This is a genomic window from Providencia huaxiensis (genome assembly GCF_002843235.3).
Classification (GTDB): domain Bacteria; phylum Pseudomonadota; class Gammaproteobacteria; order Enterobacterales; family Enterobacteriaceae; genus Providencia; species Providencia huaxiensis.
The window spans coordinates 4434711-4447439 of record NZ_CP031123.2 but is presented as its reverse complement, the minus strand read 5'-3'; the positions used below and the strand labels follow the sequence as shown (position 1 = coordinate 4447439).

General features: G+C 43.0%; 11 protein-coding genes. 2 read left to right on the top strand and 9 right to left on the bottom strand.

All coding sequences use genetic code 11. The annotated features are described in order from the left end of the window. Nucleotides 1–78: 78 nt before the first annotated feature. The 3 genes from CYG50_RS22150 to dnaB all read right to left on the bottom strand — a co-directional run bounded on the left by CYG50_RS22150 (nt 79) and on the right by dnaB (nt 4432). Nucleotides 79–1272, bottom strand: coding sequence for an amino acid aminotransferase (locus CYG50_RS22150; RefSeq protein ID WP_102139107.1), 1194 nt, complete (start codon nt 1270–1272; stop codon nt 79–81). Between the two features lie 102 nt (nt 1273–1374). Beyond that, nucleotides 1375–2457 (bottom strand): alanine racemase, encoded by a 1083-nt coding sequence (gene alr / locus CYG50_RS22145; protein ID WP_102139108.1) that lies wholly within the window; start codon nt 2455–2457, stop codon nt 1375–1377. Nucleotides 2458–3019: 562 nt separating this feature from the next. Further along, nucleotides 3020–4432 (bottom strand): replicative DNA helicase, encoded by a 1413-nt coding sequence (gene dnaB / locus CYG50_RS22140; RefSeq protein ID WP_102139109.1) that lies wholly within the window; start codon nt 4430–4432, stop codon nt 3020–3022. Between the two features lie 212 nt (nt 4433–4644). Here dnaB and CYG50_RS22135 point away from each other — a divergent pair, with 212 nt between their 5' ends. Beyond that, on the top strand, nt 4645–5628 hold the full coding sequence (locus CYG50_RS22135) for a quinone oxidoreductase (protein WP_102139110.1): 984 nt from the start codon (nt 4645–4647) through the stop codon (nt 5626–5628). A 54-nt stretch (nt 5629–5682) separates the two neighbouring features. Here the strand turns inward: CYG50_RS22135 and dusA are convergent, their stop codons facing one another. The 3 genes from dusA to CYG50_RS22120 all read right to left on the bottom strand — a co-directional run bounded on the left by dusA (nt 5683) and on the right by CYG50_RS22120 (nt 7871). Continuing rightward, the gene (gene dusA, locus CYG50_RS22130; protein ID WP_102139111.1) at nt 5683–6684 is read right to left on the bottom strand and encodes a tRNA dihydrouridine(20/20a) synthase DusA; all 1002 of its coding nucleotides are present in this window, start codon (nt 6682–6684) and stop codon (nt 5683–5685) included. Between the two features lie 213 nt (nt 6685–6897). Next, nucleotides 6898–7524, bottom strand: a complete 627-nt coding sequence (ycaC, locus tag CYG50_RS22125; protein WP_004260919.1) for an isochorismate family cysteine hydrolase YcaC — start codon at nt 7522–7524, stop codon at nt 6898–6900. A gap of 137 nt (nt 7525–7661) precedes the next feature. Continuing rightward, entirely contained in the window at nt 7662–7871 is a 210-nt protein-coding gene (locus CYG50_RS22120; protein WP_004260921.1) for a YdgH/BhsA/McbA-like domain containing protein, read from the bottom strand. A 243-nt stretch (nt 7872–8114) separates the two neighbouring features. Here CYG50_RS22120 and cbrC point away from each other — a divergent pair, with 243 nt between their 5' ends. Continuing rightward, nucleotides 8115–8702, top strand: coding sequence for a PF03691 family colicin E2 tolerance protein CbrC (gene cbrC, locus CYG50_RS22115; RefSeq protein ID WP_102139112.1), 588 nt, complete (start codon nt 8115–8117; stop codon nt 8700–8702). 201 nt (nt 8703–8903) lie between these two features. On the opposite strand, the gene CYG50_RS22110 is transcribed toward cbrC, so the two are convergent. The 3 genes from CYG50_RS22110 to CYG50_RS22100 all read right to left on the bottom strand — a co-directional run bounded on the left by CYG50_RS22110 (nt 8904) and on the right by CYG50_RS22100 (nt 12574). Next, nucleotides 8904–9377 carry a DUF6882 domain-containing protein gene (locus CYG50_RS22110; RefSeq protein ID WP_102139113.1) on the bottom strand — a complete coding sequence of 158 codons (474 nt, stop codon included), beginning with the start codon at nt 9375–9377 and terminating at the stop codon, nt 8904–8906. 3 nt (nt 9378–9380) lie between these two features. Continuing rightward, nucleotides 9381–10316 carry a uridine-preferring nucleoside hydrolase UriH gene (gene uriH / locus CYG50_RS22105; RefSeq protein ID WP_102139114.1) on the bottom strand — a complete coding sequence of 312 codons (936 nt, stop codon included), beginning with the start codon at nt 10314–10316 and terminating at the stop codon, nt 9381–9383. A gap of 98 nt (nt 10317–10414) precedes the next feature. Beyond that, nucleotides 10415–12574 carry an ornithine decarboxylase gene (locus CYG50_RS22100; RefSeq protein WP_102139115.1) on the bottom strand — a complete coding sequence of 720 codons (2160 nt, stop codon included), beginning with the start codon at nt 12572–12574 and terminating at the stop codon, nt 10415–10417. Nucleotides 12575–12729: the final 155 nt, after the last annotated feature.

The following is a 12729-nucleotide window of genomic DNA, read 5'->3' as shown; positions in this document are numbered from 1 at the left end:
CTATAAAAAAATAAATAAGTAAGAAGATTATCAGGGAGTATTTTGCTCCCTGATAATTATTACGATAGCTAAGAGTTATTAGCTAACCGCAGCAAATGCTTCCACAATGCGTTTAACATTATGGCGATTGACGCCTGCCATACAAACACGGCCAGTTCCAACCAAGTAAACCGCGAACTCGTCTTTCAGGCGAGCAACTTGCTCTTTAGAAAAACCAGTGTAACTGAACATACCGCGTTGCTTTAACAAGTGGTCGAAATTGTGGTTTGGTAATGCTTTTTTCAGCTCATCAACCAGTACCGTACGCATGTCTAAAATACGCAAACGCATCTCTTCCACTTCTGCTAACCATTTGGCTTTTTCTGCGCTATTGGTTAATACCGCTGCAACAATTTTTGCGCCATTCGATGGCGGGCTTGAGTATAAGCGACGAACACCCGCTTTTAACTGACCTAATACACGGTCGCGCTCATCTGGGTTTTCGCAAATAACGGATAGCCCTCCGGCACGTTCACCGTAAATACCAAAGATTTTAGAGAATGAATTGCTAACGAACACAGGCAAGCCAGCTTTAACCATCGTTCGGATAGCGTAAGCATCTTCATTAATGCCTTCTGCAAAACCTTGATAAGCAACATCTAAAAATGGGATCAGTTTACGCTCTAATGCCACCTTTGTGACTTCATCCCATTGTGCAGGAGTCAAGTCGGAGCCTGTTGGGTTATGGCAGCACGGGTGCATTAGGATGATGCTATTAGCAGGTAATTTTTTGAATGTTGCTAACATTTCATCAAATTTAACGCCTTTAGTTTTTTCATCAAAGTATGGGTAATAATGCACTTTTGTACCCGCACCTGAAAAAATAGAGGCATGGTTTTCCCAAGTTGGGTCACTACACCACACTTCGGAATCTGGATAATATTGATGTAAAAAATCTGCACCAATTTTCAATGCACCAGAACCACCAATGGTTTGCACAGTAGCAATACGCTCCTGTGCAATTAGTGGGCAATCCTCACCAAATACTAATTTTTGCAATTCAGTACGGTAATCTTTCAAACCTTCCATAGGCAAATACAGTGATGCGCTTGCTGGCAGTTTATTTAACGCTGCTTTTGCCGTACCGACTGTCGCCAGTTCAGGGGTTTTCCCTTCACCATCATAGTAAAGACCGATACTCAAATTAATTTTATTTTCACGAGTGTCTTTATTAAATTCATCCATTAACGACAGAATTGGGTCGCCCGGATAAGCATCAACATGTTCGAACACAGGACATCTCCTAATCATTATTTTACGCTAAATAAACCAAGCGATGATTTGCCCTATTTAGCGCCATTTTTACGTTGTTATCTGAAAATAACCCTTTGCTGGCTATTCGTCTACATATTCCATTGCAACTCTAGAGGTTAACTTTGTCAGCAACTCATAGTTGATAATACCCGTTTGTGTGGCAATTTCTTCAACCGGTAGTTGATTTCCCCACAAAATAACGTCATCACCCACTTTATCATTGGCATTTAACCCTAAATCCACCACGGTCATATCCATGGAAATTCGCCCAACAATAGGCACTTTTCGTCCATTAATTAACACGGGTGTACCTGAAGGTACGTTACGTGGATAACCATCACCATAGCCGATTGCAACAACACCAAGCAGAGTCTCTTTATCACTGCACCATGTTTCACCGTAACCTACACATTGCCCTGCCGCATGTTTCCTAACCGCAATTAATGTTGATTTTAGTGTCATCGCGGGAAGTAAACCGAAGTCTTGTGCACTTTTCCCCTCTTGTGGCGAAGCGCCATACATCATGATCCCTGGACGTACCCAGTCATAATGAGCTTCTGGCCAAAGTAAAATCCCCGCGGAGGCCGCAATGGATTTTTCCCCCTCTTTATCAGCAATAAACTGTTTAAAGCAGGCAATTTGTTTTTCAGTTGTCGGTAAATGGGGGGTATCCGCTTGGCAAAAATGACTAACAATGTTGATAGGAAGCTGAACTTGTTGGCAGCGTTGTAAACGTTGATAAAAGCCTTCAGCATCTTTAGGGAGGACACCTAGGCGGTGCATGCCTGTATCTAATTTCATCCAAACTTTAAGAGGATAAGGCAATTTGGTGGCCTCTAGCATTTCAAGTTGTTCAATACAGTGGATCACGGTATCAATCTGGTTTTCTGCCATCAACAACAAGTCAGACTGCTCAAAAAAACCTTCCAGTAACACAATCGGTTTTACCACACCATGTTGCCGCAGCAATAGCGCCTCGTTGAGCCTTGCCACCCCAAAGCCATCCACCAGCTCTTCTACTGCCTGACCAACCCCTACTAACCCATGACCATAAGCGTTTGCTTTGACAACTGCAATCATTTGGCTATTTGGTGCAATTTCTTTCACCCGTTGCAAGTTGTGTCGCAGAGCGCGGCGGTTTATCAATGCGGTTGCCGCTTTCATTGTTTCCTCGTTCTTTTTCTCTAAACCCGCTAAAAATTAAGCTGCCCTTTGGCAGCCCAATATGTTCTCTATTTGTTATACGCTAAAAAATATCAATTTCCATTCGATATTATTTTTATGGATCATTTAATTTTAATACGCTAGTTCTAATACTCTAAATAGTTTGCGTTGTCGCTAGGCGGCGATTGAGCTAATCCTAGGAGCATACAAAAGTATGTGACTAGGATTAGGGAATGAAGCCAACACCGCGACAGCGCGAAATATGACGATTCCAATACTCTAATCCAATACTCTAAATAGTTTGCGTTGTCGCTAGGCGGCGATTGAGCTAATCCTAGGAGCATACAAAAGTATCTGACTAGGATTAGGGAATGAAGCCAACACCGTGACAGCGCGAAATATGACGATTCCAATACTCTAATCCAATACTCTAAATAGTTTGCGTTGTCGCTAGGCGGCGATTGAGCTAATCCTAGGAGCATACACAAGTATGTGACTAGGATTAGGGAATGAAGCCAACACCGCGACAGCGCGAAATATGACGAGTATTTATGAGGAGTATTTAGTCCTCGTCGTTATAAGCCGGCCCCGCATAATTATCGAAGCGCGACCACTGCCCATTAAACGTCAACCGCACTGTACCAATTGGCCCGTTACGCTGTTTACCTAATATAATCTCAGCAACGCCTTTGAGCTCACTATTATCGTGATAAACTTCATCGCGGTAGATAAACATAATCAAGTCCGCATCTTGCTCGATAGACCCTGATTCACGTAAATCCGAGTTAACTGGGCGTTTATCAGCACGTTGCTCAAGGCTTCGGTTCAACTGAGACAGTGCCACCACCGGTACATTTAATTCTTTCGCTAACGCCTTAAGTGAACGTGAAATTTCGGCAATTTCTAACGTACGGTTGTCAGAAAGCGCAGGAACTCGCATCAATTGTAGGTAGTCAATCATGATCAAACTTAAACCACCATGTTCACGGTAAATACGCCTCGCACGTGAACGAACCTCTGTGGGAGTCAGGCCCGAAGAGTCATCGATGTACATATTGCGCTTTTCCATCAAAATACCCATCGTGCTTGAAATTCGCGCCCAATCCTCATCATCAAGTTGCCCAGTACGAATACGGGTTTGGTCAACACGGGATAATGATGCCAACATACGCATCATGATTTGGTTACCTGGCATCTCTAAACTGAAGATTAAAACCGGTTTTTCTTCCGTCATCGCCGCGTTTTCGCACAAGTTCATTGCAAAAGTGGTTTTCCCCATCGATGGACGAGCGGCCACAATAATTAAATCAGAACCTTGTAAACCTGCAGTTTTTTTATCGAGGTCTTGGTAACCTGTTGAAACCCCAGTAACACCGTCGTGAGGCTGCTGGTAAAGTTGCTCAATTTTTTCAACAGTTTCCGACAAAATGGCTTCAATGCCTTTCGGCCCTTCATCTTTATTCGCTCTTGATTCGGCAATTTGGAAAACTTTAGTTTCGGCTAAATCGAGGAGGTCTTCACTGCTTCGCCCTTGTGGGTCATAACCTGCATCCGCAATTTCATTAGCAACAGAAATCATATCGCGAACTATCGCACGTTCGCGGACGATGTCTGCATAAGCATTAATATTCGCCGCACTTGGCGTATTTTTAGATAGCTCAGCCAAATAAGCAAAACCACCGACGCTATCTAATTCACCCTGTTGTTCTAGTGATTCCGATAGAGTAATAAGGTCAATAGGTTTGCCTTGCTCAAGCAAAAATTGCATTTGCGAGAAAATAGTGCGGTGGGGTCGGCTAAAGAAATCAGCATGAGTCACACGTTCAGAAACGGTATCCCAACGCTCGTTATCTAACATTAACCCCCCTAAAACAGACTGCTCCGCTTCGAGAGAATGAGGTGGAAGTTTTAACCCTTCCATTTGGTGGTCTCGTGGGGCATCCGCTTTGAAATTTGATGAGGGTTTTTTAGCCATACATTAATATCCAAGTCTATAATTAACGATCTGCGCTTAGTATACGCCAATCTTATTTTTTTGTGGTTTTCTTTGCATCTTTACGCAAAGTCATCACAAGATAAAATACATCACTGAAAGCACAAACCTATAATTCTTCTGATTGAAACATGGCGTTATGATAAAACGATTGTTATTGTAATTAAAATGAATGGTTCTTATTGGAGATTGTCATGGCAAAACGTATTGAGTTCGCGCAACATGGCGGCGCTGACGTCCTTAACTTGGTAGATTACTCCCCAGCAAATCCAGCAGATAACGAAATTCAAATTGAAAACCGTGCTATCGGGATTAACTTTATTGACACCTATGTCCGCAGTGGTTTATACCCTGTCGCTAATCTGCCTTGTGGTCTTGGTACAGAAGCAGCGGGTGTTGTTGTAAAAACCGGTGCTCATGTCACAGGTTTCAAGCCCGGTGACCGTGTCGTTTATGCGCAAGGCCCACTAGGTGCTTATAGCGAAGTCCACAATGTTCCTGAAAATGCGGTCGCTCACCTCCCAGATGGTATTACGTTTGAACAAGCCGCAGCCAGCTCATTAAAAGGTATGACGGTTTATTATTTATTCCATCAGACATATCAACTGAAACGTGACGAAGTCTTTCTGTTCCATGCCGCTGCAGGCGGTGTTGGGCTGATAGCTTGCCAGTGGGCAAATGCACTAGGCGCTAAGATGATAGGCACAGTGGGTTCTGCAGATAAAGCGTTAAGAGCCAAAGATGCCGGAGCATGGGAAGTCATCAATTACCAAACAGAAGACATTGCAGCTCGCGTGAAAGAAATCACGAATGGCGAAAAAGTGAATGTAGCGTATGACTCTGTTGGTCAATCCACATGGCTTGCCTCATTAGACTCACTCAAACGCCGTGGCTTGATGGTTAGCTTTGGTAACGCCTCAGGCCCTGTTACTGGCGTGAATTTGGGGATCTTAAACCAAAAAGGCGGGTTATACGTTACTCGCCCATCGTTAGGCGTTTATGTGACTAACCGTGCTGAGCTAGACCAAGCTAGTAATGCCTTATTTGATATGATTTTAAGCGGTAAAGTGAATGTGGATGTACCGCAATCACAAATTTTTGCTTTAAAAGATGCACAAAAAGCGCATGTCACTATCGAATCGAGAAAAACCCAAGGTTCGAGTTTGTTAATTCCATAATCAGCCATATGACAGCCCAAAAGCGCCAATTGGCGCTTTTTTTCCCATATGTAGCTATTCACCGCGAGTGACAAACTCCAGAGCTTGCTCAACAACGGCTAGATCCGCCCCTTTTTTATGCGCATTTTCACTTAAATGCCGACGCCATTGGCGCGCACCAGGAATACCTTGGAAAATCCCTAACATATGCCGCGTCATATGACCTAAATAGGCGCCCTTTGTTAATTCATTTTCTATATAAGGGTACATCGCCCTAACTGCATCAACACCATTGGTGATAGGAAAGTGCTCACCAAACAATTGGTTATCAACCGCTGTTAAAATAGACGGGTTTTGATAAGCTTCACGCCCCACCATCACACCATCTAAATGTTGAAGATGCTGTTTGGCTTCTTCTAATGTTTTAATACCGCCATTAATGGCCATCGTCAGATGTGGGAAATCACGTTTTAATTGATAAACTCGCGGGTAATCTAATGGTGGGATTTCGCGATTTTCTTTTGGGCTAAGGCCGGATAGCCATGCTTTACGCGCATGGATAATAAACATCTCACAACCGCCTTTATCAGAAACGGTTTCAATAAAATCACATAAAAACGCGTAGCTGTCTTGCTCATCAATACCAATACGGGTTTTTACGGTCACCGGGATAGAAACCACGTCTTGCATGGCTTTCACGCAATCAGCAACCAATTGGGCATCACCCATTAAACAGGCACCAAAACGCCCATTTTGTACGCGATCTGATGGGCATCCGACATTTAAATTAATTTCATCATAACCACGTTCTTGCGCCAGCTTGGCACATTGTGCCAATGCGGCTGGGTCGCTACCACCGAGCTGTAGTGCTACCGGATGTTCTTCCTCACTAAAGGCAAGATAGTCCCCTTTTCCGAAAATAATCGCCCCTGTTGTGACCATTTCAGTATACAGCAAGGTGTTTTTGCTTAATAAACGATGAAAATAACGGCAATGGCGATCTGTCCAATCGAGCATCGGCGCAACGGAAAATCGGTTTAGGTTGGTGTAGCCTTGTTTTGAGGTATTTTGATGCATGGTGGTCTTGTGTATTGAAATCAAATGGATAGCCCCAAAAAGTAAGGAGCCAAGCAAAAACAGCAGGCTATTATAGCATAGAGCGAACTAAGTGCGATGATGACGAAAACGAGCGGCTGAACTCAGCTAATTTAACGAAATAACCCCCGATATGAGCAATGTCATATCGAGGATTTCCAAACCAATTATGTCATTTTAATATTCAGTCACACACTATTTTTTCGCAGAAAGCAGTGCATAGCTGGTCATTAAGTTACGATAATCAGGGATATGGTTTGAGAACAACGTACCTAACCCTTCCACATCATTGCGCCAATCACGGTGTAATTCACAAGCGGCACCAAACCAGCTCATCAATTGGGCCCCTGCTTTTGACATTCTATCCCACGCGGCATCACGTGTGATTGGGTTAAATGTACCTGAAGCATCAGTAATAACAAAAACTTCATAGCCTTCTTCTAAGGCTGATAATGCAGGGAATGCCACACACACTTCTGTCACAACACCGGCAATAATCAACTGTTTTTTACCTGTCGCTTTGACAGCTTTGACGAACTCTTCGTTATCCCATGCATTGATTTGGCCTGGGCGGGCAATGAAAGGGGCATCAGGAAAAGTTTCTTTTAACTCAGGCACTAACGGGCCATTAGGACCATCTTCAAAAGATGTCGTCAAAATAGTCGGCAAGTTAAAATACTTGGCAAGATCCGCTAACGCTAACACGCTATTCTTGAATTTATCGGGGTCTTGGTCGCGAACCAGTGATAATAAACCCGTTTGATGGTCAACAAGTAATACAGCGGCATTATCTTTATCTAGGCGGTTATATTTGAAACTCATATCAACGACTCCTCAATAGTTAGAAAAGTACTCTATGTGGGTTCAGATAAAACAAAAGTGGTATTTAGTCTGCTTATCGCACCTAAAAAACCACTTTTCATCAAAAATATTTCAACAAGATGAATTCACACAATTCGTTATTTAGTTTCTGCGCTCATTGTGACAAAATTTCCCATACGAGCACTGGTAATTGTATAGCTATCCGCACCGGCGGCTTTAGCTTTAGCTGCAATTTTTGCTTCTGTTGAAGCCAGCGTATCACCTGTTGCAGTGATTGTTGCTGCTGATGCACCAAATGCGACGAAAGATAATACAGAAGCTGCCATCAAAGTTTTTAACATGTTCATAATCCAATTCCTTCACTTTTTATTCGATAAGACAACCCTTGTTGTCTGCGATGAAGGTATCATATCGACAATGTTATTTATGTTAAAGCTAATAATATCGCTCAATTCATTCAAATTAACTGAACAACTTACTTTATCTGAAACTCACCATGGAATAAAACCGAAAGATATAATCAAGCAGCCTTGTGGTATGCTTTCCCAAAGTTGGTTTACTTCTCGCGCAACCTTTAATAGGAACTGTATATGCCACTCAATAACCGAACACTCCCTACATTTAGGTACCACCCGGATCCTATTGAAACTGAAGCTTTTCTGACGGATAAAACAGTAACCTGTGATTGTTGTAAGCAACCTACTGATATTTATTATGAAAGCCCGTTTTATTCTATTGAGGACATTGATGCTTTGTGTCCTTGGTGTATTGCCGATGGTTCTGCCAGTGCAAAATTTGATGGTGAGTTTCAAGACCCTGCCAGTGTTGAAGGTATTGATTGCGAATATGACGAGGACGGCGAGTTTTCACATACCATAACCCCCTATCCCACTGAAATGTTTGATGAACTAATTAAACGAACACCGGGCTATCAAGGGTGGCAACAAGAAATTTGGCTCGCACACTGCCAAGAGCCTTGTGAATTCATAGGCTATGTTTACTGGGATGACATCAAAGATAAACTCGATGAATTTGTTTCCCTTGAAAATGATATCGCTGATTATGGTTTTTCAATTTCAGAGCTCGCGAATATTCTCCATCAAGATAGCGCTGCTCAAGGTTATTTATTTCGTTGTTTACATTGCAAAAAACTACGTTTGCATTTTGATTTTAGCTAATTTATACCAACTAAATCGCGTGAAGAGGCTTATCTTCACGCTCTCATCTTCAACTATTCATCAGTTCAATAATTTGCTCAGCTAATTCTGGCGTCGCGGCTGATAGCAAACTCCTCATTGAAAAAACTGAGTATAACGGGCAGGTTATAGAATAAAGGCACTAAAATGCCTTATCGACCATAGATAAAGCACCAATACAACCTAAATTTGTTGGAGAGACACCTCACCAAATGTCATAAATATCAAAGTATGCCCCGCAATCCCACGATATACCCCTTGCTGGCTATTGAGTTCGCAAGCCAATGCCGTTAATTGCCATGCGTCATATTCTTCAATGTGACTAATTCGGGCGGTTAATAATGCGTTGTCTTTCCGCTCGCCATAAGCTTTCACCGCAATTGCATCTTGGGTTAAAGCGCTGTCGATAGAACTGTTTGCCCAGCTCCACATCCAACTGCCTTGGCTTTGGTCATAAGTACCAACAATTTGAACTGGCGCTGTTGCCATTATATTGTCAGGCGCATGAAAAATAATGGTTCCTTCGTCTTGGTTCACGGACCAATCGGCTTCATCTAATTTCCATGTATCACAATGAAATTGGTTTTTGGCCTGTAACGCATTCATACTGCGTTCAATTAATGCCTCATAAGGCATCTGTTCTATTTCATTATCCATTTATTACCCAATATTTTTTAATGCATTGATAATCAACTGCCAAAATTTATGATGGTCTAACTTAACCGCGACTTGAGTATGGCAATTTTCAGGCGCTGGATGACGGAAATCAGCCACTGTCATGCCTAGCGTGTGCGTTCCTGTCAGCTCAATATTCACAGGCACTTTTTGCGTAGTCATTACTGTCGGATCAATGACATAGGCAACCGCACAAGGGTCGTGCACTGGCGGAGCATCAAAGCCTTGAGCTTGCTTGTACATTTTCCCAAAGAAATCCAATAATTCGATGACAAATTGCGAACAATCACTGCCAATCGCAGCAATTTCTTTCACAACATCAGGGGTTGCTAGCGCTTGATGGGTAAGATCTAACCCCACCATGGTTAGTGGCCACTTTTCATTGAAAACAATATGAGCCGCTTCTGGGTCAATTTTAATATTAAACTCAGCTACCGCACTCCAATTCCCAACATGGTAGCCCCCGCCCATCAGCACCACCTCTTTAACTCGCTCGACAATGCGCGGTTCAAGACGAGCCGCAAGCGCAATATTGGTTAATGCACCAGTAGGAACTAAAGTCACTGTTTTAGGAGGATGAGACATAATCGTTTCGATAATCAGCGAAACCGCATGCCGTTCATCAAGCGTCAATGTGGGCGTTGGTAATACAGGCCCATCGAGACCTGATTCCCCATGAATATCAGGTGCGACTTCAATTTCCCGAACTAAGGGGCGAACCGAACCCGCGGCAAATGGAACACCGGTGATCTTCGCCATTTCAGCGATAGCCAATGCATTATGAGTGACTTTTTCAAGGGTTTGATTGCCGGCAACGGTTGTTACCGCCAATAATTCAATGTCAGGGTTACCATAGGCCAGTAATAACGCGATAGCATCGTCATGGCCGGGATCACAATCGAGGATTATTTTTTTGCTCATACCTTACCTTCTTAAAATTGGAGTCAGAAATGGCACTGACCCCAATTTAACGAGCTAGCAAGGCAAAATCTATGCTTAATATCTGAATACTTGGAAATTTATTTCAAAACATGCGCATAGACACGTTTTTTCTCACCTTCATTTTTCGAAATATAAACACCTTGTAGCTCAGGTGCAAAGCCCGGTAATGCATTAATCCCTGTTTCTAGTGCTTTGAAATAGCGCAATACTGGGCCAGACCACACTTCCCCTGGCACCACACACAGCACACCCGGTGGGTACGGTAGCGCACCTTCAACCGCAATACGCCCTTCTAATTCATCTAACGGCAATAATTCACAATTACCACGAATAAATTCTAAGTGTGCTTGCTGAGGCGCCATTTTTACTTCAGGGAAGTGATTTTTACGGAACATCTCTTTTTGCAGCTGTTTAATGTTGTCATTAACGCTGAGCTGATGCATTTCTTGGCACAGGCGACGCAATGTGTAGCCTTGGTAATGTGCTTGATAACGCTGATAAACCGATGGCAAAACCTCTTCCAATAGTGCGTCTTCATCCAGTAACTGTTCGAAACGGACTAAATGAGAGACTAACAGCTCCAGTTTTTCACGGGTTTCTGCGGGAGTTAACAAAAACAAAATTGAATTTAAGTCACACTTTTCAGGGATCACTCCGTGTTCACGTAAAAAATGCGCCAAAATCGTCGCAGGAACGCCAAAAGTTTCATATTCGCCACTTTCGACATCAATACCCGGGGTCGTTAGCATCAATTTGCAGGGGTCAACGAAGTATTGGTCCTGTGCATAGCCATCAAACGCATGCCAACGTTCTTGTGGTATGAAATTAAAGAAGCGCTGCTGCGCAGCGATTTGCTCCGTTGGGTATTCATGCCATGCCTTGCCATCTACCACTTCAGGAACAAAGGGTTTAAAATAACGGCAGTGCTGAAATATCGATTTTCTTACCTCAATCCCCACTTTCACGCAGTCCATCCACATCATTTTACCTGCATCACCTTGGTGAATACGTGCATTCACATCCAAAGAGGCAAACAAGGGATAAAATGGGCTAGTAGAGGCGTGCATCATAAAAGCATTGTTGAGTTTTTTGTGTGATACAAAACGCCCTTGTCCCTTGATATGATTATCTTTTTTATGAATTTGTGACGCTTGAGAAAACCCGGCCAGCTGTTTATGAACTGACTGAGTGACCATAATACCTGGGTCGTTTTCATTTAATTCAAGTAGCAATGGCGAGCACTGACGCATCATTGGAATAAATTGTTCATACCCCACCCACGCAGAATCAAATAAAATGTAGTCACATAAATGACCTATTTTATCAACGACTTGCCTTGCGTTATACACCGTACCGTCATAAGTTCCAAGTTGGATCACGGCTAAGCGAAATGGTCGTTTAGCTTGAGCTTTTTCAGGCATCACTTCTTGAATAAGTTCACGTAAATAACTTTCGCCAAAGCAGTGCGCATCAATACCACCAATAAAACCAAAAGGATTACGTGCCGTCTCTAGATAGACTGGTGTTGCTCCCGCCTGTATTAACGCCCCATGGTGGTTTGATTTATGATTGTTGCGATCGAATAAAACTAAATCACCCGGTGTTAATAGCGCATTTAGCACCACTTTATTGGATGATGAGGTACCATTTAACACAAAATAAGTTTTGTCCGCATTGAACACTTTCGCGGCGAATTTTTGTGCCTCTTTCGCAGCACCTTCGTGGATCAATAAATCGCCCATTGCCACATCGGCATTGCATAAATCGGTACGAAACAGGTTTTCACCATAAAACTGATAAAATTGTTCCCCTGTAGGGTGGCGACGGAAAAATTGGCCGCCCTGGTGCCCCGGACAGGCGAAAGTCACATTATGGCCCGCAGCATAATCCATCATTCGAGCAAAAAATGGCGGTAATAACTGCTCAAGGTACTGATCCGCCGCATCGAGCAATTGACGGCTATTTTCTTCACGGGCAGCTGGAGCTGGCGGTAATAACGCCGTTAAATAAGGTGGTAAGTTTCCATCGGTTGGCAGCTGTTTATCACCGATGATAAACAGCGGAATACTCAGCTGGCTCTCAACGACTCTTTCCCACAGCCCTTGGTTGGCATCTTGTTCAGATAGCACGACAGCGGCAATATTGTTTAACTGTGCATCGCGAATATCTACCCACTGAAATTGATTAGTGAAATAGATTGCGACCCCCTGGCTACATGCCACATTGATTTTGTTCATAGCAGTCTGGCTCTTAGTTAGCTGAGGAAAAGAGGCGGACAATATACTTGATAGATCAGGGAATTGAAATGATTAGCATGGTAAGAAAAGAGGGCAAGATTTGGAAAGTCGAATATATTTTATAAGCCACTGGTTAATAGCATAAAAATTCTATC